Origin of the sequence: Sphingobacterium hungaricum (assembly GCF_015210005.1) — a bacterium.
In the GTDB taxonomy this organism is placed as follows: Bacteria; Bacteroidota; Bacteroidia; order Sphingobacteriales; family Sphingobacteriaceae; genus Sphingobacterium; species Sphingobacterium hungaricum.
The window spans coordinates 827,600-848,822 of sequence record NZ_MU158698.1 but is presented as its reverse complement, the minus strand read 5'-3'; the positions used below and the strand labels follow the sequence as shown (position 1 = coordinate 848,822).

Annotated in this window: 24 protein-coding genes and 5 tRNA genes; 27 read left to right on the top strand and 2 right to left on the bottom strand. The window is 35.9% G+C overall.

Annotated elements, in window-relative coordinates:
- Positions 1–42 precede the first annotated feature (42 nt).
- The 4 genes from C4F49_RS06920 to C4F49_RS06905 all read left to right on the top strand — a co-directional run bounded on the left by C4F49_RS06920 (position 43) and on the right by C4F49_RS06905 (position 3,107).
- Positions 43–1,329, top strand: coding sequence for a sensor histidine kinase (locus tag C4F49_RS06920; RefSeq protein ID WP_231388229.1), 1,287 nt, complete (start codon positions 43–45; stop codon positions 1,327–1,329).
- Positions 1,330–1,644: 315 nt separating this feature from the next.
- On the top strand, positions 1,645–1,869 hold the full coding sequence (locus C4F49_RS06915) for a hypothetical protein (protein WP_196935141.1): 225 nt from the start codon (positions 1,645–1,647) through the stop codon (positions 1,867–1,869).
- Positions 1,866–2,144 (top strand): Txe/YoeB family addiction module toxin, encoded by a 279-nt coding sequence (locus C4F49_RS06910; RefSeq protein WP_196935140.1) that lies wholly within the window; start codon positions 1,866–1,868, stop codon positions 2,142–2,144. The genes C4F49_RS06915 and C4F49_RS06910 overlap by 4 nt, the downstream gene beginning before the upstream one ends.
- 477 nt (positions 2,145–2,621) lie before the next feature.
- Positions 2,622–3,107, top strand: coding sequence for a hypothetical protein (locus tag C4F49_RS06905; RefSeq protein WP_196935139.1), 486 nt, complete (start codon positions 2,622–2,624; stop codon positions 3,105–3,107).
- On the opposite strand, the gene C4F49_RS06900 is transcribed toward C4F49_RS06905, so the two are convergent.
- Positions 3,104–4,246: a BamA/TamA family outer membrane protein gene (locus C4F49_RS06900; RefSeq protein WP_196935138.1), complete on the bottom strand. Its 1,143-nt coding sequence runs from the start codon at positions 4,244–4,246 to the stop codon at positions 3,104–3,106. The two genes, C4F49_RS06905 and C4F49_RS06900, sit on opposite strands and share 4 nt — an antisense overlap.
- Positions 4,247–4,578: 332 nt before the next feature.
- On the opposite strand from C4F49_RS06900, the gene C4F49_RS06895 reads away from it, so the two are divergent.
- The 9 genes from C4F49_RS06895 to C4F49_RS06855 all read left to right on the top strand — a co-directional run bounded on the left by C4F49_RS06895 (position 4,579) and on the right by C4F49_RS06855 (position 8,395).
- Positions 4,579–4,651: transfer RNA gene (locus tag C4F49_RS06895), tRNA-Thr, on the top strand.
- 26 nt (positions 4,652–4,677) lie between these two features.
- Positions 4,678–4,758, top strand: a tRNA-Tyr gene (locus tag C4F49_RS06890).
- Positions 4,759–4,812: 54 nt separating this feature from the next.
- Positions 4,813–4,885 (top strand) — tRNA-Gly (locus C4F49_RS06885).
- A 97-nt stretch (positions 4,886–4,982) separates the two neighbouring features.
- Positions 4,983–5,054: transfer RNA gene (locus C4F49_RS06880), tRNA-Thr, on the top strand.
- Between the two features lie 74 nt (positions 5,055–5,128).
- Positions 5,129–6,313, top strand: a complete 1,185-nt coding sequence (gene tuf, locus C4F49_RS06875; RefSeq protein ID WP_196935137.1) for an elongation factor Tu — start codon at positions 5,129–5,131, stop codon at positions 6,311–6,313.
- Positions 6,314–6,478: 165 nt separating this feature from the next.
- A tRNA-Trp gene (locus C4F49_RS06870) sits at positions 6,479–6,549 on the top strand.
- Positions 6,550–6,573: 24 nt separating this feature from the next.
- A complete protein-coding gene (gene secE, locus C4F49_RS06865) occupies positions 6,574–6,768 on the top strand; it encodes a preprotein translocase subunit SecE (protein WP_196935136.1) in 195 nt (64 codons plus the stop codon).
- 25 nt (positions 6,769–6,793) lie between these two features.
- The gene (gene nusG, locus C4F49_RS06860; protein ID WP_196935135.1) at positions 6,794–7,339 is read left to right on the top strand and encodes a transcription termination/antitermination protein NusG; all 546 of its coding nucleotides are present in this window, start codon (positions 6,794–6,796) and stop codon (positions 7,337–7,339) included.
- Positions 7,340–7,498: 159 nt separating this feature from the next.
- Entirely contained in the window at positions 7,499–8,395 is an 897-nt protein-coding gene (locus C4F49_RS06855; RefSeq protein ID WP_196935134.1) for an SMP-30/gluconolactonase/LRE family protein, read from the top strand.
- A gap of 95 nt (positions 8,396–8,490) precedes the next feature.
- Here the strand turns inward: C4F49_RS06855 and C4F49_RS06850 are convergent, their stop codons facing one another.
- Complete coding sequence (locus C4F49_RS06850; protein ID WP_196935133.1) at positions 8,491–8,820, bottom strand: single-stranded DNA-binding protein; 330 nt, start codon at positions 8,818–8,820, stop codon at positions 8,491–8,493.
- A gap of 215 nt (positions 8,821–9,035) precedes the next feature.
- Between C4F49_RS06850 and C4F49_RS06845 the strand changes: the two genes are divergently transcribed.
- The 14 genes from C4F49_RS06845 (at position 9,036) to C4F49_RS06780 (ending at position 21,209) form a co-directional block, all read left to right on the top strand.
- Positions 9,036–9,389, top strand: coding sequence for a hypothetical protein (locus C4F49_RS06845; RefSeq protein WP_196935132.1), 354 nt, complete (start codon positions 9,036–9,038; stop codon positions 9,387–9,389).
- A gap of 501 nt (positions 9,390–9,890) precedes the next feature.
- Positions 9,891–10,706, top strand: a complete 816-nt coding sequence (locus C4F49_RS06840) for an alpha/beta hydrolase (protein ID WP_196935131.1) — start codon at positions 9,891–9,893, stop codon at positions 10,704–10,706.
- Positions 10,707–10,967: 261 nt separating this feature from the next.
- Positions 10,968–12,431, top strand: coding sequence for an FAD-binding oxidoreductase (locus tag C4F49_RS06835; protein WP_196935130.1), 1,464 nt, complete (start codon positions 10,968–10,970; stop codon positions 12,429–12,431).
- A gap of 157 nt (positions 12,432–12,588) precedes the next feature.
- Positions 12,589–13,467, top strand: coding sequence for a DUF5677 domain-containing protein (locus C4F49_RS06830; RefSeq protein ID WP_196935129.1), 879 nt, complete (start codon positions 12,589–12,591; stop codon positions 13,465–13,467).
- Between the two features lie 156 nt (positions 13,468–13,623).
- Positions 13,624–14,313 (top strand): hypothetical protein, encoded by a 690-nt coding sequence (locus tag C4F49_RS06825; protein WP_196935128.1) that lies wholly within the window; start codon positions 13,624–13,626, stop codon positions 14,311–14,313.
- 591 nt (positions 14,314–14,904) lie between these two features.
- On the top strand, positions 14,905–15,330 hold the full coding sequence (locus C4F49_RS06820; RefSeq protein ID WP_196935127.1) for a hypothetical protein: 426 nt from the start codon (positions 14,905–14,907) through the stop codon (positions 15,328–15,330).
- A gap of 103 nt (positions 15,331–15,433) precedes the next feature.
- Positions 15,434–15,808 carry a VOC family protein gene (locus C4F49_RS06815; RefSeq protein WP_196935126.1) on the top strand — a complete coding sequence of 125 codons (375 nt, stop codon included), beginning with the start codon at positions 15,434–15,436 and terminating at the stop codon, positions 15,806–15,808.
- 98 nt (positions 15,809–15,906) lie between these two features.
- The gene (locus C4F49_RS06810; protein ID WP_196935125.1) at positions 15,907–16,623 is read left to right on the top strand and encodes a DUF1963 domain-containing protein; all 717 of its coding nucleotides are present in this window, start codon (positions 15,907–15,909) and stop codon (positions 16,621–16,623) included.
- A 75-nt stretch (positions 16,624–16,698) separates the two neighbouring features.
- A complete protein-coding gene (locus tag C4F49_RS06805; protein ID WP_196935124.1) occupies positions 16,699–17,829 on the top strand; it encodes a WD40 repeat domain-containing protein in 1,131 nt (376 codons plus the stop codon).
- 175 nt (positions 17,830–18,004) lie between these two features.
- Positions 18,005–18,649 carry a DNA alkylation repair protein gene (locus C4F49_RS06800; RefSeq protein WP_196935123.1) on the top strand — a complete coding sequence of 215 codons (645 nt, stop codon included), beginning with the start codon at positions 18,005–18,007 and terminating at the stop codon, positions 18,647–18,649.
- Positions 18,650–18,758: 109 nt separating this feature from the next.
- Positions 18,759–19,121, top strand: a complete 363-nt coding sequence (locus tag C4F49_RS06795; protein WP_196935122.1) for a VOC family protein — start codon at positions 18,759–18,761, stop codon at positions 19,119–19,121.
- A 163-nt stretch (positions 19,122–19,284) separates the two neighbouring features.
- Positions 19,285–20,265 (top strand): BtrH N-terminal domain-containing protein, encoded by a 981-nt coding sequence (locus C4F49_RS06790; RefSeq protein WP_196935121.1) that lies wholly within the window; start codon positions 19,285–19,287, stop codon positions 20,263–20,265.
- 170 nt (positions 20,266–20,435) lie between these two features.
- Positions 20,436–20,993: a DUF2975 domain-containing protein gene (locus tag C4F49_RS06785; protein ID WP_196935120.1), complete on the top strand. Its 558-nt coding sequence runs from the start codon at positions 20,436–20,438 to the stop codon at positions 20,991–20,993.
- A 3-nt stretch (positions 20,994–20,996) separates the two neighbouring features.
- A complete protein-coding gene (locus C4F49_RS06780; RefSeq protein WP_196935119.1) occupies positions 20,997–21,209 on the top strand; it encodes a helix-turn-helix domain-containing protein in 213 nt (70 codons plus the stop codon).
- Positions 21,210–21,223 lie beyond the last annotated feature (14 nt).

Genomic DNA, 21,223 nt, shown 5'->3' with positions numbered 1-21,223 from the left:
TCCATGCAACGCGTCAAAATACTCGCTTTTTTAAAATTTATATTGCTATTCCTGGTCGCAATCGGATGCGGATATTTATTTTTCAAAGGCTATTATCCCTATGCGATTCTCTTGTTTATTGTGGCATTATTTCTTTTCTACAATTGGTTTTCACAACAGCTCTGGATGTACCAGCAGTTGTTTGACTTTTCGGAAGCCACAAAATACCATGACTTCACTCGAAATTACGCCGTTCGAAATAAAAAGTCACTGGAAGGAAAATTATTTACTGCATTCAACCAAATCAACCAAGAGTTTAAAAACATTCATTCTGACAAGGAAATACAAAATCAATACCTGAATAAAGTAATCAATATGCTGGATTCAGGAATTGTGTTCTATCAGCTGGAAAGCGGGAAAGTGATTTGGATTAATGATGCGTTTAAGAATTTATTTAAGACTCCACATCTCGGAAATCTTAAAGGCCTGCAAAAGCGTCATCCGGATTTATACGAAAAAACAATTGCCTTAAAGATTGGAAAGCAACAGATTGAAACTGCTGATTCGAGCAAGGGAAAAATAAAATTATTGATTCAGACTTCAGAATTTGAAACTAAAGAAGGCGTGTTTCGAATTGTTCATTATCAAAATATCAATGAAGCCATTGACGAAACGGAGGCGAAAGCATACCATAAATTATTGCGTGTACTGACGCATGAAATTATGAACTCCATTGCGCCGATTTCTTCTTTGGCCGACACGATGCACGGGCATTTGCTGTCGATAGAAAATCGCCCTGAACTCGAAGACGTTAAAGTGGGGGTTCGGACGATTAAGAAAAGGAGCGAAGGGCTTCTGCAGTTTTCGAAAAGCTATCGGATGCTGAATAAAATCGACCAGCCTAACTTATCAGAAGTTCCTATTCTTCAGCTGTTGGAAAATGTCAACCAACTGTTGGAACCTGTCATGCTTCGCCAAGAAATTGAATTTGATGTCATTGTGAAGAACACCAAAATGCTTCTGCATATTGATGCCAACTTAATTGAGCAAGTCTTGATAAATTTGTTGCTCAATGCGATTGAAGCGGTTAAAGGCGTTGAACATCCGCGAATTATTCTGTCCGCGGTAGAATTGGAGGATAAAATACAGCTGAAAATTCAGGACAACGGAGTCGGGATTTCTCCTGAATTGCAAGAACAGATTTTTACGCCATTTTTTACGACAAAGAAAACCGGAAGCGGAATTGGACTGACGCTGACCAAACAGATTATGCTGGTTCATAAAGGAAATGTTTTTGTGCAAAGCGAAGAGGGGAAAGGAAGTTCGTTTACGCTGAATTTTGTTAAATAAGTAAAAATTAAAAAGTAAAAATTCAAAAAATGTAGAGCGTGTTATTGGGGTGATTGGTTACTCTGTGCCTTTCGTGCATTCTCTGCGCATTCCGCGGTCTTTTGGATTTGAATAATTTGTCCTAATCCTGATAGTTAAATCATTATCGAGTTGTTTTAGAAAGGTTAGACACAGCGATTCGCGGAGAAGTCGCTGAGTTTCGCAGAGTTTTTTAGAAAAAATCACAAACATTTTGCTTAAATCAAAGCTATAGTCAATTGGTTTTAGCTATTTTATTTCATTATTTTTGTAGTAGCGATTTATAAAAATGTCAACATGGAAAGCATTACAATTTATCCTGAAAATGAAAATCAGAAAGCATTGATAAAATCAATGTTGGAGGAAATGAATGTTCCTTATGAAATCAGCAAAGCTGATGAAGGTGTTCTTCTTTCGGAAAAGGAGTTTTATGCAAAACTTGACCATTCTATTCTGCAAGCTGAGCAAGGGGAAGTAATTAGTTTATCAGAAGACAAACAAAAGGAGTTTTTAGGTCTATGACTTATGAAATTCAGTTGACGACAGATGCAATAGCTGACATAGAAAGGCATAAGTTAGCTGGAGATTATGTAACCCTTCGCAAAATCAATATTTTATTTGACGAGTTAAGAAAACATCCTTCTACTGGAACTGGAACACCTGAGAGATTAAAACATTATGCAATTCCTACTTGGTCAAGAAGGATAAACAGGAAGCATAGGCTGATTTACCGGATTGAACACAACAAAGTGATTGTGTTAGTAATCTCCGCCCATGGACATTATGAAGACAAGTAATTAGTGAAAAACACTGATTTTTAAAATCAAAGAGTGCTGATTTTTAATATTTTCCTACCTCTGTGTCTTTTGTGCCTTCTCTGCGGATTCTGTGGTCTTTTGGATGTGAATAATTTGTCCTAATCCTGATAGTTAAATCATTTTCGAGGTGTTTTTTAGAAAGGTTAGACACAGCGATTCGCGGAGAAGTCGCTGAGTTTCGCTGAGTTAAATCCCCCTAACCCCCTAAGGGGGAACTATTGTAGAAAGTCTTTATTTTTCTCTGTGTCTTTTGTGTCTTCTCTGCGCATTCTGCGGTCTTTTGGATTTGTAGATTTTTTTGGAAAGGTTAGACACAGAGTTCCGCGGAGGAGTCGCTGAGCTTCGCAGAGATAACGCGCTTATCTAAATACTAGATACTAACTACTATATCAGCCTTTTCACATTTTTTACTTTTGAATTTTTACTTTTTACTTTTTAACTTTTACTTTTACAGCAGTGCTTCGATTTCTATATCATTTCTTAACAAGTAATAGCCGGCATGGGACTCATTCGCCATTCGTCTATGAATTGGCAGATAGCGTTATTTACAACAAAGATTTTGCTGACACAGTTCGTGATGGTAAAGGTTCAGGATATCACAGTAAAGGGGAATACCTTTCTCGTGCCATTTCCAGAAAATTGGGAGGCAAGTTAATGAGTTCGGACTTGCATGCTAATTCAATAGATAGAAATACAGTCCTAATAATTGACATAAGTGATTTTAAAGAAAGTGATTTAGCTTATTTAGAAAACTCTTGTTTTATTCAAGTCAATAACATCTATCAAACCCGCGAAAACCTAAAGAAATGGAAATCTATGATTTCAAATCCAGCAATTGACGTTTCCATCGATTTGTATTATTTTGGATTGCTTTTCCATCGCCCTCAACAGCGCAAAGAGAATTTCAAACTGAGGTATCCGTTTTGGATTTATGGCTTTTAAAAGGCTTCGCTGATGCTTAGATAGAAGCCAGACTGTCTTTTCTCTCCAGCTCGTTTTTCTCCGACGGCATAGTCTAAACGAACGGTACTGTTATGTTCCAAGCTAAAGAAATAGCGGATTCCTCCCCCAACAGAAGGGACCAAGCGTAGGTCATGCTCTTTGGAAAAAGTACTTCCTGTTCCTGCAAATCCCGTGATGCCGAAGCGAGGATGAAAACGGTAGCGCAATTCTGCTTGTACCGTTGCGTAGTTTTTGTCTTTGTAGCGCCCCAAATAATATCCGCGCATAGTATTGTCGCCTCCTAAATCTCGAAACACGTAAAAAGGAATATCTTGGCCCATTGTGCTTCTAAAAACCGCTTGTCCAGCCAGCGTTAGCGAATTGCTGATTGTATAGAAGGCGCGCGAATCTAGTTCAAATTGTCCTCCCGTGAAATTTTCGCCTTTCCAAAAATCTGGCGCATAGGCATATTTAATCCGGTTGTAAAATCCCTGTGTACTATAGGTTGTGTTGTTTCTGCTGTCGAATAGTGCCGAAACTCCCAAAGCCACATATTTTCCACCTTCCTTTCCTATCATCGAGCCGGAATCGAAAATTCCGCCTAATTCCTTATCCTCAAACCGTAAGTGTTCATAATTCACATTCACGCCAGCAAAAAAAGTTGAAGTTATTTTCCTCTCCACTTCCGCTTTTATGCGGAATAATTGCTGTCCGATGTAATCTTCGTCGGCAGACCAAGTGTCGGAGCCTATTCCATAAAAATTAAAAGGCCAGTCTCGGTAACGCAATTCGGATATAATGTGGTAATCATTTCCCTTGGTCCAAATATCAGATTCCAATTTGATGTTCTTTTGGTCCTTCGTTGTCAATGTTCCCATCAGCGTGATGTTGGAAGTCTTGCTGGACAGGTCGTTTTTATCGATGTAGAAATTATACGTCGACGCAAATCCATATTCAACCCCCGTTTCTTGCGCATAGCCGACGGCTGGAATGGCGATAAAACTTGCCGAGCGGGTAGAGTCTTTATCCGAAGAAAGGAATTTTTTGTAGACTTTTTTGATGAAATTATCTTTTTCTTGAGCGAATGAATTAATGTTGAAACAGAATAATAAAATAAAAAATATATACGTTGATCTCATAGAGCCTTCTGATTTTTATGAACGGACAAATATAGGAGGAAAGCTTTAGCATAAAAAATGAAAATTATATGCTTGCTTATCAAGGGAATGATAGAAATGAGCGAAAAAGGGAATAAAAAACTTTTGAAATGTGTTCAGAGTAACTATCTTTGCATCACCAAAAAGCAAGGGCTTTAAGGTTCGTTATTTGAAGAAGAATAAAAAAGTTAATCAAACTAAAAAAAAGGAACAAAAAATTTGCAATTGTTAAATTATTGTTTCATTTTTGCACTCGCTATCCGAAAATGATAGCTGTTCTTAAAAAGATTAGTTTTTAACAAAATACTATAAAAGCCTCCTTAGCTCAGCTGGTAGAGCAACTGACTTGTAATCAGTAGGTCATTGGTTCGATTCCGATAGGAGGCTCAAAATGTGACGAAAGTCGCAGGTCTGGAGGGGTTCCAGAGCGGTCAAATGGGACGGACTGTAAATCCGTTGCTTCGGCTTCGAAGGTTCGAATCCTTCTCCCTCCACACAAAACCGTTTGTGAATATTAGGTAGTCAATACTTAATAATCGCAGACAAAAGCGGAAGTAGCTCAGTTGGTAGAGCGATAGCCTTCCAAGCTATAGGTCGCGAGTTCGAACCTCGTCTTCCGCTCATTTTTTAAAAACAATATTGGGTTTGTCTCTATGTTCTTGATACAGAATTGAATCAAAAATAGAGGCATAAATCTGTAAATAAGCTTTTTAAGAAAGCCGAAGTAGCTCAGGGGTAGAGCACTTCCTTGGTAAGGAAGAGGTCGTGGGTTCAAATCCCATCTTTGGCTCGATAAAATAAGTTTATTAACTTTGTAAAGAATAATTTAAAAGGAAATATTTATAATTACTAATTCGCATAAACATGGCAAAAGAGAAATTTGACCGTAGTAAACCACACTTAAATATCGGTACAATCGGTCACGTTGACCACGGTAAAACTACTACTACGGCAGCTATCACTAAAGTATTGGCTGATAAAGGTTTATCAGAAGCACGTTCATTTGATTCAATTGACTCTGCTCCTGAAGAAAAAGAACGTGGTATCACTATTAACACAGCACACGTAGAATATTCAACAGCTAACCGTCACTACGCTCACGTTGACTGTCCAGGTCACGCGGATTATGTGAAAAACATGGTTACTGGTGCGGCTCAAATGGATGGCGCGATTATCGTTGTTGCGGCAACTGATGGTCCTATGCCTCAAACTCGTGAGCACATCTTATTGGCTCGCCAAGTAGGTGTTCCTGCGTTAGTAGTATTTATGAACAAAACTGACTTAGTTGATGATGAAGAATTATTAGACTTAGTTGAAATGGAAGTTCGTGAATTATTATCTTTCTACGAATATCCAGGTGATGATATCCCTGTAATCAAAGGATCTGCTTTAGGTGCTTTAAACGGAGAGCCTGAGTGGGTAGAAAAAATCATGGAATTAATGGATGCTGTAGATAACTACATTCCAATTCCTCCTCGTTTAACTGAATTGCCTTTCTTAATGCCAGTAGAGGACGTATTCTCGATCACAGGTCGTGGTACAGTTGCTACAGGTCGTATCGAAAGAGGTGTAATCAACTCTGGAGATCCAGTTGAGATCTTAGGTATGGGTGCTGAAAACTTGAAATCTACAGTTACTGGAGTAGAGATGTTCCGTAAAATCTTAGATTATGGTGAAGCAGGTGATAACGTAGGTTTATTATTACGTGGTATTGAGAAAACTGATATCCGTCGTGGTATGGTTATCTGTAAACCAGGTTCTGTAACTCCTCACGATCACTTCAAAGCTGAGGTTTATGTATTGTCAAAAGCTGAAGGTGGACGTCACACTCCATTCTTTAACAAATACCGTCCTCAATTCTATTTCCGTACAACAGACGTTACTGGTGAGATTTCATTAGCTGAAGGTACTGAGATGGTAATGCCAGGTGATAACGTTACAATCACTGTTAAGTTGATTTCTCCTATCGCTATGGAAAAAGGTCTACGTTTCGCTATCCGTGAAGGTGGTAGAACTGTAGGTGCTGGTCAGGTTACTGAAATTATCTAAGCTAGAAATAGTTTAAAATAAGCAAACTTGCAATAAGCTAATCAATTCACATTGATTAGCTTATTTTTTCTTAATGAAGCCGTTGTTTCATTAAAAAAAGATAAATAAAATTTGTTCTGATAGCCTTGAAACGCTATATTTGCAACATTAAATTTTTAACTCTACACGGGCATAGTTCAATGGTAGAATAGAGGTCTCCAAAACCTTCGATCAGGGTTCGAATCCTTGTGCCCGTGCTAACAAATTAGGTAAACTATAAAATGGCAAAAGTACTTGATTTTATAAAAGACTCTTATATTGAGATTACTCAAAAAGTAACTTGGCCTACTTGGGCTCAATTACAAAATAATGCAATAGTTGTTCTTGTTGCTTCAGTGATTATCGCATTGGTCATCTTTGTGATGGATAAGGCATCTAGCCAAGTGCTAGAAATGTTATACGGTATAGGTTCTTAATTTTAGTAAGCGAAGCACATATAGTATGGCAGATCAAGGTTTAAAATGGTACGTAGTTCGTGCAGTTAGTGGTAAGGAAAAGAAGGTGAAGCAATATATCGATGCTGAAGTTAATCGATTAGGAATTCAACATATTGTTTCTCAGGTATTGATCCCAATGGAAAAATACTACCAAATGCGTGATGGGAAGAAAGTTGCAAAAGAGCGTAACTTTTATCCAGGATACGTGTTAATTGAGGCTTCTTTAGATGGAGAAACAGAACACATTATCAAAAACGTCAACAGCGTTATCGGTTTCTTAGGCGATAAAGAAGGAAATGCAATTCCTTTGCGTCAAGCAGAAGTTAACCGTATTTTAGGAAAAGTAGATGAAATGGCCGAACAAGGCGAAACCATCAATGTTCCTTACTATGTTGGAGAAACGGTTAAAGTAAATGATGGTCCTTTCAATGGTTTCACTGGTGAAATTGAAGAGGTTCATGAAGATAAAAAGAAATTAACCGTGATGGTGAAAGTTTTCGGAAGAAAAACACCGCTGGAGTTAAACTACATGCAAGTAGAAAAAGAATAAGAAAATCCCCAATGAGAATTGGGGATTTTTTTTGCTTATCAAGGATTCAAATCCCCAATTTGAAATTCCAATCTCTTATCTAGAAATAATTCCTTATTTTTAAGGTGGAAGATAATTCAAATCAAGCAAACTTGTCTTTGCTTTATAAACCCAAAGCCCATGATTGTCCGTAATTTCATGTTATGCCTATTTACCGTGATTTGTTTTACGGCAGGTGCCCAACTACAAAAGAATTCATCTGTCATTGCCGATGGTGCTGAACTTCTAGAAATTTCCAGTCAATTTTCATTTACCGAAGGACCGGCAATCGATCAGGAGGGGAATGTTTATTTTACAGATCAGCCGAACAATAAAATTTGGCTGTATGACAATCAGGGTAATTTAAGCTTGTTTATGGATAATGCAGGGCGTGCTAATGGCATGTTTTTCGATGCTAAAGGAAATTTGTATGCCTGCGCAGATGAAAAAAATGAACTCTGGATAATCGATAGTAAGACTAAAGTTAAAACCTTGGTCAATGCATTTGAAAATAATCCTTTGAATGGCCCTAATGACGTCTGGGTTTCAAAGAGCGGATTCATTTATTTTACGGATCCTTATTATCAACGCGATTATTGGACTCGAACCAATCCTGAAATTAAGCATGAAGGCCTTTATCTTTTAACCAAAAAAGGAAAGCTTCAATTATTGGACAAGGAATTCAAACGCCCAAATGGACTTGTAGGAACACCTGATGGCAAGTTTCTTTATGTCGCGGATATCAATGACCACAAAACGTATCGCTATACTATTTTAGCCGATGGCACGCTTTCGGATAAGACGCTGTTTGTTAATCAAGGTTCCGATGGTATGACGATCGATCATCAAGGGAATATTTACCTGACGGGCAATGGCGTCACTGTCTATAATCCTAAAGGCGAAAAAATCGAACACATTGAGGTGCCGGCGAAATGGACAGCAAATGTTTCATTTTACGGAAAAGATAGAGACCAGCTTTTTATTACGGCATCGGAAAAAATATTCACATTGAAAATGAAAGTCAAAGACGCTCGATAATTTACCGCTTTAAACAAGACGAAAATCCTTTGCCAAATAAGAAATGGCAAAGGATTTTTGTTAGCGCATTCTTCGAGATATTCTAGCTTTTGCCACTAATTGATAAATTCAATTTCATTGACAATAATATTGGTTACGTAGCGTTTTGTTCCGTCTTTAGCCTCGTAAGTTCCGTTATTTAAACGCCCTTCTATACTGAAGTTTGTTCCCTTCTTAATTTTTTCTGAGGCGAGTTCTGCCATTTCATTCCAGAAAGTTAAGGTGAACCACGATGTCTTCTTTACTTCTTGTCCACCTCCATTTCTGAAAGATTCATTTACGGCGAAATTTACTTTCGCTAATTTTTTGTTTCCAGCTACGGTTTTTAATTCTGTGTCTGCTCCAGCAAATCCGGATAACATGACCTTGTTCATTGAATTTTCCATTTTCTTGTATTTTTAAAATTTACCGCCGAATAATCAGCCTGATTACCGACACAACAAAATTGGGAAGCGTTCGAAAATAGATTCGGATGTTATCCATTTATATCCGTATTTAAACGGATAAACACGGATAATCTAATTCTAGATTTCAAAAAATACAGTTTTTTATTTTAGAATATTTTGTAAATTTATTTTATAATTTACTGATACGTAGGATTATGGAGCGATTTTGTTTGGATTGTGGCACTCTCTTAAAAGGCAGGATTGATAAAAAGTTCTGTGATGACCAATGCCGTAGCCATTACAATAATCATGTAAAAGCCGATGATAGCTTGGTTATCCGCTCAATTAATCAGATCCTAAAGAAAAATCGTTCTATCCTAAAATCCTTAAATCCTGATGGGAAAAATAAGGTTAAGCGCAAAAGTTTAATGCAAAAGGGATTTGACTTTACCTATTTTACGCATACGTATTCTACCCAGAAGGGGAGTCTTTATTATTTCTGTTATGAATACGGCTATCTGAATTTGGAAAATGAGGAGGTTTTGTTGGTGAGAAGGGGGGAGAAGTAGCGATTTTAGATGACGGATTAATTAGACATTGAATAGTAATATAATTGGAGTATATTTTAAAAAGAATACCTCAATTTCGCGATTGCGACCACGTTGGCTTGAGTGCGTTTTGAGTACCGCAAGACTTTCTTTGCTATAAAGAAACTTTACCCAAATAATATTTTTCCCATGGTGACACTAATTTTGGAAAACCTAATTGAATGATTCAAAAAAAATATATTTTAAGTATCGAAAAATAAAGAAACACCGCCGCTAACAAGGTATTATTAAAAGCGGGGCAAAAAGTCAAATCCTCAACTTTTGTGCTTCTAATCCGCAAAAATCATTTTTTATTTGCTTTGAAAAATGTAAATTAACTACCGCTAACAAGGTAATTGCCAGAAGCGGGGCTGAAGTTCTTCGGTTGAACTTTTGTGCTAAAAATCCCCGCCTTCGGTAATACCGGAAACATTAGCTGTCATTTTACCAAAAAACAGCATCTAGACAAAAATCATTAAAATTATGAGAGCACTTTATTACATTTTATTGGCAGGAATTTTATTCCTAACAAGTTGTTCTAATGCTTCACAGCCAAACGACCCAATTCCCGAACACGAAACTTTCACCATTCAATCCAAACAAGTTGGAGAAGAAAGAACAATAAATGTTTGGACACCCGAAGAGTATAAATCAAATACAGATTCGATTATGGTTTTGTATATGCCTGACGGAGGCATTAAAGAAGATTTTCCGCATATTGCCAATACACTAAACGACCTGATAAAAGCAAATAAGATTCCGGCTGTTATTTTAGTTGGAATTGAAAATACACAGAGAAGAAAAGACTTAACAGGGCCAACAACTGTAGGAAAAGACAAAGAAATAGCCCCAGTTGTTGGTGGTTCGGGACAATTCAGAGCATTTATCGACGATGAACTAATCCCTAAAATCAATAAACGCTACAGAACAACAAACAAAAAAGGTATAATCGGAGAATCTTTGGCAGGACTTTTTGTGACGGAAACTTTTCTTTTAAAACCTGAAATGTTTGACTTCTACATTGCGTTTGACCCATCGCTTTGGTGGAACGATGAGTATCTTGTAAAAACAGCAAATGAACATTTGGATAAATTTCCTGACGCGCAAAAAACATTTTGGTTTGCAGGTTCAGGAGCAACAGATATATCGGTAACCGTTGGAAAACTTTCGGACATTTTAAAAACAAAGAATTCGGAAAATATTAAGTGGGAGTATTCTGATGAAAAGAAAGAAAAGCATAATACAATTTTCAGAGCAACCAAAGAGAAAGCTATAACTTGGACATTAAACAACATATAGTGAAAGAAAAAACGACAGCTAACAAGGTATTGCCAGAAGCGGGGCTGAACCTTCAACCCTCAACTTTTGTGCTTCTATTCCAAAAAAGCCATTTTTTATTTGCTTTGAAAAATGTAAATTAACTACCGCTAACAAGGTAATTGCCAGAAGCGGGGATGAAAGTCAAATCCTCAACTTTTGTCCTAAAAATCCCCATCTTCCGCGATACTCGAACCGTTGTGTACTATTTTATAACAGGACTCAGAACAACAATACAGACAAATGAAGAAAAAACACCTTTGGATATTCGGAATTTTGACAGTAATTATTTTTCTATCTGTTCCCATTTTTCATATCCTAAAAACAAAATGGAATGAAAGGGAAATAAGTATCGAAATCCCAAAAGGTTATACAAATGATGCAAGTCAATTGAACTTAACAAAAATTGATACAATCATTCAAGTTCCAAATAACAAAAAAGAAATTGAAATTCAACTCAAAAATGTCTTGAAATATGCAAAAGCGAATAATCTAAAAATTTCTATTGCTGGTGCAAGACATAGTATGGGTGGACACACTATTTATCCGAATGGAATTGTATTAAATATGCTTCCTTACAAGCAAATGGAGCTTGACACCAACAACAATATTTTAACAATTGGTTCTGGCGCATTGTGGGAAGATGCTTTAAAGTATATAGACAAATATGGAAAATCAATTTCCGTAATGCAAGCATTCAGTTCATTTTCAATAGGCGGTTCAATAAGTGTAAACGGACACGGTTGGCAAAAAGATTTACCGCCAATTTCTTCAAGTGTAATTTCTTTCACTTTGATGAAAGAAAATGGCGAAATTATCAATTGTAGCAGACAAGAAAATAAAGAGCTTTTTAAGTTAGTAATTGGAGGCTATGGATTATTTGGCGTAGTCTTAGACATAAAATTAAAAGTTGTTGAAAACGAAGCCTTGCAATACAAGTACATTCGTTTAAGTCCTGACAATTATGTAAACTATTACAAAAAATACATTTCAGAAAATAAAAATGTAAATCTCGTATTTGGTAGATTACGGATTTCAAACAAACATTTTTTAGAACAAGCAACATTAAACTTCTTTGAAAAAGTTGATGCAACAATACCGATTTTACAAAATGAAAAAAGCACCGAAACACAAAGATTGGTGTTTCGAGGAAGTGTGAACAGCGAATATGGGAAACGTCTTCGTTGGGATTTAGAAACTGGAATGAATAAGGTTGCTAAAAACCAAATTTTTTCAAGAAATGAACTTTTAAATGGCCACGTTTCACTAATCGAAAATAAAGATACTTCTTCAACCGACTTACTTCAAGAATATTTTATTCCTGAAAGGAATTTTAATCAATTCATTTCGGATATAAAACCAATTTTGAAAAACTCAAAAATAGACTTGCTAAACATAACCATTCGTGGTGTTAATCAAGACAAAGACAGTTATTTGAACTTTGCAAGAGAAAATGTATTTGGTTTTGTAATCTTGTTCAACCAAAAGAAAACAGACAAACAAGAAGCAGAAATGAAAAAAATGACAAACCAACTTGTAGACGTCGCACTAAAAAACGAAGGAACATTTTATTTACCTTATCGGTTGCACATTGACAAAGACAAAATGAGAAAATCTTATCCAAACGCAGATACATTTTTTCAATTAAAATTGAAATACGACCCAACCGAATTATTCAATAATAAGTTTTATGAACACTACAAATAAAAACAGCACACAACAAGGGTTTTGCAATAGTGGGGCGAAACTGCAAGGTTCAAGGGTAGTTCTTCGATTGAACTTTTGTGCAAAATTGAAGATTTGTGCTTCGATTGCTTACCATCGCAAAGCCCCGAAACTTTATGAGCCATCTTAGTCAAAAATCGTGAAAGAACCCAGACCTGCATTCGTAATTGAAACTGAGAGGATTTATAAATCGTTTGAGAAAGATATTTCTGAACTACGGAGTACAGAACCTTCAAAAAACACTGATATCAAATTAGATCAAATAATTGTCAGCTCGTATGTCAAAACATATGACTTCATATTATTTTTATGTAATATTAATGATCATCAAAATTCCTTTTTTCTTCTACCTTTCCTTAGAGGTATTTGCGAAGATTTAATAGTTCTTACATACATTATTCAACAGCCAAAAGAAAGACAAAACTACATAATTGTAAAAAAGCGTTACCAAGAATTAAATAAGTCAACAACTGCTCAAAATAACTTTTTTCACAATTATAATTCTGGTCAAATCGTGCCACCAATTTATAATGAAGGCGTCAGCATAGAAGAAATTATTCAACTACATAGAGATGCTGGACACAAATTAGAAGAAGTTAACTTACCTAACGTTTATCAAATGGCGGAGAAAGTTAATCTAAAATATCTCTATGATTTTATTTATCATTCAACATCAAAAGCTGTACATTTTGATATTTTTACTCTTCTGTCAATGGGATGGGGAGAAATCGATGTAAAGAATGAAACAATTAAAGCAACGTTCTCACACAAAAATGACTACAAGCACTATTTTAAATTCGCTTTGTTTTATTCCAGTTATCTATTTATTAAACAAAGTCAAAATTTTAAAGAAACTCTTAATTTGCCAAACTTAATTATTGAGTCAATTGAAGAACTTGAAATTCAATACAAAAAAAATGATTGGCCTTTCTTAGTAACATTTGGACATTTGAATATCAAAGAACCGTCTGAACTAATTAAAAATATGTTTAGAAATATGAATATTAAAAACGATTAAAGCGGCTCATAACCGCCACTAACCAAAATGGCGGATTGAGAACTAACGGGGAAATCTCGTTTCAAAAATCTGTATATTCGTTTCGGAGATTACTTTCTCCGGAAGCCGCCACTTCGGTTAGCGGCCTAACGTTATCGGCAACTATACTCAAAAACTGTGAAACTATTCAACTTCTTAAAACGAACGCAAAAAACTGACCCATCACCAGAAAAGTCTTTAAGACGTTTGATTGATTATATGCCTGATTTTTATCAATCATATCAACAATTTGTTGATAGTGTCGACTTCTTAGAGCATAAAGAATGGGAACTTGCGCTTGACAGTTTAGTTGAACTTGCAGACGAAACAGGACACTATTTTGCTGAAGAATTTTGGATTGCTCTTGCAAACTCTGCTGATAAAATGAACTTGAAACATAAATCAAATTATTGTCGAAAGCAAATTGAACGAAATCTTGAAGACTTAAAAGCTAAAACACCATTTGGTTGGACAACAATAAAATTTGATGAAAACCATTTTCAACATCACATTTCAGAAAAACTGAAGGAAGAATGGGCAACTGAAAGACATAAGAAAGATAAGACAAATGATTTATTGACAATTGAAGGAGTGCATTTAAAATCCCATGGAAGAAGTGGATTTTTATACATTACAGAAGAAGGAAAAATAGCAGAAGTGGAATTTGAATTAGGTGTAAATGGACTAATTCTTTATTTCAACTCTTTAGAAAATTGGTCATTACCAAAGAAGCGAAAACTAACTACTGACGAAAAAAATAAGTTGAAAAACAGAATTGTTGATTGGGCAACAAAAACTAAAAATGCAATTGAATTTGATGACTACTAAAAGAGCTGCCGATAACAATCAGTTTTGCGTAATGCGGGGTGAAGAACAAGTCATTTGCATTTACACTATTGCGTGGCTTCGCCACCAAAATTTCTTTATGCAATAAAAAAAGGTATGGTAAACATTTTCTATCTTTAATAGAAGGTATTTGCGAAAGCAGAGATGTGGTGCTCATTCCGAGCCTTAGAAATTTAATCTATTTGCAATACCTGTCAGATGTACAGAATTGTCAGATATTCCCATGATAATGAAATTTCCAAAAATTTCAGCAAAATATCGAAAACAATGTTATGAAGTTTCGAAAGTGATTTCTTTAAAATGCTGTCAACAAAAGAAGCAAATGGACTTCGAAAGCAAAAAAGGCCAAATAGCTAGATTTTTGCATGACCTAGACGAATTTAGTATTATTGCTGGTATTATGAAAATAAATGGATAATGAATATGACTTTATTAATGAAGACATCGTAAGTTAAATCTGTACAATTATCGCCGATTAGCAAAGATTAATCTTTGCCAAGCTCATTTTCAAGCCAAAGCAGGATATAAGGTTAATACCACAAATCATTTATCACTATTTTAAAATCTATCAAAATGAAAAACTCAATTTTAGTAGCTTTTGGAACGCTAGAACACGGCTGGTTGCCTGTTAATTTTAAGTACACTGATTTCAATTTAAATTTTGATGCGTCCGATGGATTAAATGACCCGATAGAAGAACTCTATAATGTGATAACAAAACTGCAAAGCGAAGAGCGGAGTAGAGTTACTTTCTGGCTCGAACCAGGAGAATACTATTTTGATTTTGAAAGAAATGAGGAAAAATATACTTTAACGATTATTCAAGTAGGTAATCTTGACTATAAAAATTACGAACAAGCAATCATAACTACAATTACTGGAAATCGTACACAAATAATTGAACCATTTCAAACAGCCCTGAAGAAATTGCTCTCCACATCGTACGAGGAAATTCATTGGTCATATACGCTCGATAAAGCTAAATTTCCAAATCTGTAGCTTTCTCAAACCCGTTGAAAACAAATCAATTATTTAATTTATCTATCTTAAGCCAAAGAAATCAATCAACAACTATTTAATCATATAAATTTAAACTTAAACCATGACACCAAAATTTGAAGCAGGAATCAATATTGCCATCAAGATTCCAAAAAGCAAGTACGACAAAACAGTCGCTTTTTACAGAGATATTTTGAAGTTGGAAGTCGCAGAAAAGCCTATCAGCAATCCAACAGTTTCCAGAACACACGAAGTGAAATTCGGCAACAACATTATTTGGCTGGATTGCGTCGATAATTTCACGCATTCAGAAACTTGGTTGCAATTAACGGTGCCAAATATTGACGAAGCGACTGATTATTTACGGTCAAATGCTGTAGAAACATGTGATGAACTGGAAGAATTGCCTCAAAATATGCATTGGATTCAAGACCCAGCAGGAACGGTATTTAATCTTCAGGAAAGAAAAGATAAGTAAAGCTAAAACATCAGAACTTCTTAACTGTTCTTCATTTGAATTTCTTATTTTTAATCTGGCAGTAACAATCCTAAACAGCCAAGGAAGCGAGAAAAAATATGGACAGAAAGAAACAAGTATTTGAAATTATACGATTTACTGCTGATAAAAGACAGTACTATCCAGCTTCAATGGAACATGAAAGCTGGATGCCCGAAAATTATGTAAAGCACACGGAAATTGAAATTCCTTTAGGGCATTCTCGTTATGGAGGGCCTGTGGTGGATTTGCCTAATGGAGTCGAATATCCACAAGACTTACAGTTTGCAGGGCAACTCGATTTATCAAAATTTTCAGCATTTGACAAGTCTGGACTTTTGCCAAAAACAGGCCAGCTTATTTTCTTTGCTGATTTAATGGAAGAGAAAGGAAAAGTAATCTATGCGGATGTTCCAAATGAAAAATTAGTTAGAATTACCAGGGAGCATGAAGATAATTTTTATTCAGGTGTTTTAGTTGACCAAATAATTGCGGAGACAGAAACCTTGGAAGAACGTTTCAAAGAGCCTGAATATGATGACGAGGATGTAGACGAAGACGGGCAGGTGTGGGATTATTTTCTGGGTACTGAAAAGTCGAAAATATTCGGAATTTATACCCATTGCCAATACAGTCAGGAAGAGATTGAAGAAATTACGTTTTCGGATACTATCCTGCTTTTGCAGATTGGAGAAAATGGATTTAACGACGACGGCGTTTTTAGCGTTACAATTCCAAAGGAGGATTTGAAGAATTTAAATTTTGAGAATTGTAAATTTGAATGGGGGCAATCCTAAACGAGTAATTCAATCAAAACCTAAACTGTTCTTCAAAATAGACGTCGCACCATTTTATAAAGTGAACAAAATCAGATGAAAGAAATAAAGCATCAGCTCGTTGACACTAATTCAGAAAAGATAATCAATCTAACGCTAAGAAGTAAAACCCTGATTTCTGAAAGTGGAAAAATTGGCAAACTAAGAGCGAGCGAGAAGGAATTTTCAAGCAAAGAAGATGCGTTGAAAAACTTTTATAAGAAAGAGTGGGAAGCGTTGAAAGAAGGATTTGTCCTGAACAGTGAAAGCACGCAAGTGGGACAGCCTGTTTTGCACAAATTTATTGGCGGGGCTTATACCGGCGCATTATCGTTTGCGGGTTCTCCAGAAGGCGTGTTTGTTTATGAAGATAGGGTGGAAGATGACGAAATTACAGGTTTGCTTCAGCTCATTGATGGAGATGGAACTATTCTGAAAACAATAGAATTGCCGAAGCCCTTAGCTTGGGATATTGAATACCGAGAAAAGACGAATTCATTGCTTTTAGATATTGACCATTTCATTTATGAATTAACTATTGAGAATGGGAAAATCAATAATCTGGGGAAAGAAAAAAGCAGTATTGACAGTTTTGTTTCGGTAGCAGATGATAAATCAGCTTTCGCTACACTGAATCAATTAACGGTAATGGATAACCAAAATAAGGTGTTGCATTCAAAAGCCTATGAAGTAGAAATAGTAAAAGGCAGTTCTCCTTTCTGCGGGAAATTGTCCAAAGATGGCAAGTTGTTGGCATTTCATAACAAAGTTGGAGAAATTCAGATTATAGACGCAATAACTGGAGATATTCTGAATACGATTGTCGCTGATTTTCAACTGCTGAACCAACTTGAATTTGCTGATAATAACAAACTGCTAGTTGCCAGGGAACAATACGGAACTTGGGGAATGCACTACTTTGACCTTTCTACAAATAAAGAAATCCAGATTAAAGAATTGGAAATCCCGGAATATACAAAAGAGGTAAATGCTTTTTGCTTTAACAAAGACCAAACAAAATTAGTTCTTCTTCAGCGAGCAAATGCCCATGTATTCGATTTCAGCAATAAAAAACACGTGCATAGTTTTAAGATTGAACACCTTGTAAAAACCTGTAAAATCAAATTCGTGGGAAATCAGTTAGGAGCAAGAACCGACTACGGGTGTTTTAGCATATATAACGTCTAAAACTAAGCGCATAGCAACAAAGTATTGAATTTTTATACGACTTTATTGGTTGAAATAGACTTGAAAACAAGAATGGTAATTTGGACGCTTAACTATTGGAAGTCCAGACGGTATAACATCCTTAAATATGGAACTGGAATAGGATTGCACAAAGCTTCTTAAACTTTAGCTAAGGATGAAAGAATCAACGAAAGCAGAAAAAATACTCGCACAGATTAGCGTTCAGGGCACCAAACTTGGTGACCTAAGAAAAATTGCGAACGATATCAAGACAGACCATGCATTGGCAATGGAGCTTTGGTCATCTGGAGACTATTTAGCTCGTCAATTAGCGATTTTAATCATGGACAAAAAGCTTCTTTCTCAAGAAATCATAGACGAGCTTGAAAAAGATATTCGCCAGCATAGTGAAGACGAAAGGCTTCAGCTTATCGACTGGTTAATGGCAAACCAGCTTTCCAAAGACAAAAACACAATTGCATTAATGGAAAGTTGGGAAAGTAATCCATCAGCACTTTTAAGAAGACTATTTTGGTACCATCAAGCTCGACTGCGATGGGTCGGACAGACTCCACCTCCAAACACAGAAGAGTTGCTCTCCAAGATTGAAGATAGAATTGAAACAGAAGTTTCAGAAGTTCAATGGGCGATGAATTTTGCGACAGCTCAAATCGGAATTTTTCAAGAAAGCTACCGTTCGAGATGCATTAATTTGGGTGAGCGAACGGGACTTTACAAAGACGAAATCGTGGCGAAGAACTGTACGCCAAATTACTTACCGAAATTTATTGAAATACAGGTCGCTAAGCTAAAGAAGTAGAAAACGCCGGATAGTTGAAAAAATCAAATCCCTATTAGTGATAGTAAGCCGAATTCGATTTTTGATAAGTAATAAAACCTTAAATTAGAACAACCAAATTAAAATAATCATGAATTATTTGTCGATTGAACCGTTTATTCCGTCAGGAAAAGATTTTGAAAAATCAAAACAGCTATTTCAGGAACTTGGTTTTGTAATAGAATGGGATGGAGGAGAGCTTGTTGGTTTTCAGAATGGCAACTGCAAATTTATTCTACAGAAATACGACAATAAATCATTCGCCGAAAATTTGATGTTGTCAATTAAGGTGGCCGATATCAATGAATTTTGGAATGAAATAAGCAAAAAGAATCTTTCTGAAAAATTTGGCATTCCAGCCATCGGACAACCTATAGAACAGCCTTACGGAAAGGAAGTCAATATAATTGATATCGCAGGGGTTTGCTGGCATTTTATAGAAGAATTGCCGTGAAAAAATAGTTAACTAAAAGAAATGCTCAAGCAGATTCAATCCATTTCAGCTATTGCCCATAACGAAGCCTTATAATCTATTCCATGATTAAAAAGTTTCACAAATAAATTCCCTCGAGACATACTGTTGTCAAGTTCCATTGTTACTTTTTGAAAAAAATAGAATGAAAGCAAGATTTATCAAACCTTTTGACGGGCAACATTGTGAAACAACAGCAACTGGAACGCTATTGAAGAACATCGGGATTGAACTTTCTGAACCCCTATTATTTGGTTTGGGTCAAGGACTTGGTTTTATCTTTTGGAATATGAAAACAATGGATTTTCCATTCTTTGGAGGTAGAATAAAAACCGATTTGTTGACCGAAAACTTAGTTAAAAACCTCAATCTTGAGCTAACAGTCAACGAAACATCATCTAAACAGAAAGCCTGGGAAAATGTGAAACGATTAATTGACAATGACAAAGCTGTTGGATTAAAACTGGATTGTTATTATTTGGACTATTTCTCCAATCCATTTCATTTTGCAGGGCACTATGTTGCTATTTACGATTACGACGCGACTCATGCCTATCTGGTTGACACCAGACAGCAAGGAGGCAAAGTCAAAACCTCTCTGGAAAGTTTAGCACTGGCAAGGGCAGAGAAAGGCCCCATGTCTTCTAAGAATTTGTATTATACAATACAAGGGTCGCTTGATGATTATGATTTGAAAACCGCTTTGAAGACAGCAATCCGGAATAATGCGAAGGACTACCTGAGTCCAGCAATAAAAAATATAGGATACAAAGGGATTTTGAAGGCAAGTTCTGAAATCATTAAATGGTTTGAAACAAGCAAGAATGTAGAAGCTGAATTCAAGGCGTTGGCTAGTATTATGGAAAAAGGTGGTACGGGTGGCGCGCTGTTCAGGAATTTGTACCGAGATTTTTTGAAAGAATCTGATGGAATTCTCAAAATCGATTCCCTAAAGGAAGCGTATCTCGAATTTGCTGAACTTGCAAAGTTATGGACAGAAGTTTCCTGTCTATTTATGAAAGTAGGCGAAACAAAGGATAGGAAATATCTAGATGAGGCATCGCTAATTTTAAAAGAACTTTCTGAAAGGGAAAAGAGTGCGATGGAGAAATTATCTGAAATTTAATTTGCTCGACTCTAGCGTCATACTCATTGAGTTTTCAAATCTTTTAGAATATTTTTCTATCTGATTTGCAGTATCTTATCATCTAATTTATTTTTATTTAATATTTATTTATTGTTTATCAATAAATATTTACTGATATTTGTTTTGTGGATTTAAATTAGTAATCAATTATGGAAATCAAAATCACAACAAATCAAATTTTAAAAGTACTCTGCGTACTTTCTTGGGTTATTTTTATCGGCTTGTGCGTAGAAGCGGGAGCCCTTATTGTCAACACCGTTATTACGGTTTTTATAAATCCATCTGGCGTTCAGAATTTCTGGGAAGCATCTGATTATTTGTCAAATCTATATGCGCTGGATAAAGGTCATTTCTGCGTGTTGACATCGCTGATGATAATTGTATCGGTATTTAAAGCGCTGATGTTTTATGTAATTTTAAACATGTTTTACAACAAGAAATTAAACATCGCCCAGCCATTTAGCAATGAATTGGCCAAGTTCATTTTAAATCTTTTTTATCTGGCTTTAGGAATTGGTTTGTTCTCGCGTTACGCGATGAAATATGCGATTTGGCTACAGGAGCAAGGGGCAGGAATTGCTGATTTAGAATCTTTGGATATTGCAGGAGCGGACGTCTGGCTTTTTATGGCGGTAATCTTTTTCTTAATCGTACAACTGGTCAAAAAGGGAATTGAAATTCAGAATGAAAACGACTTAACCATATAGCCGATGCCGATAGTAGTGAATTTAGACGTAATGATGGCTAAGCGAAAAATGTCTTTAAACGAACTTTCAGAAAAAGTGGGTTTAACGCTTTCCAATCTTTCGATATTAAAAACAGGAAAGGCAAAAGCCATCCGATTCAGCACCTTGGAAGCAATATGCGATGCATTGGATTGTCAGCCGAGCGATATTTTGGAGTATGTGGAAGAGAATAAATAAGGCTATTCAAAAAA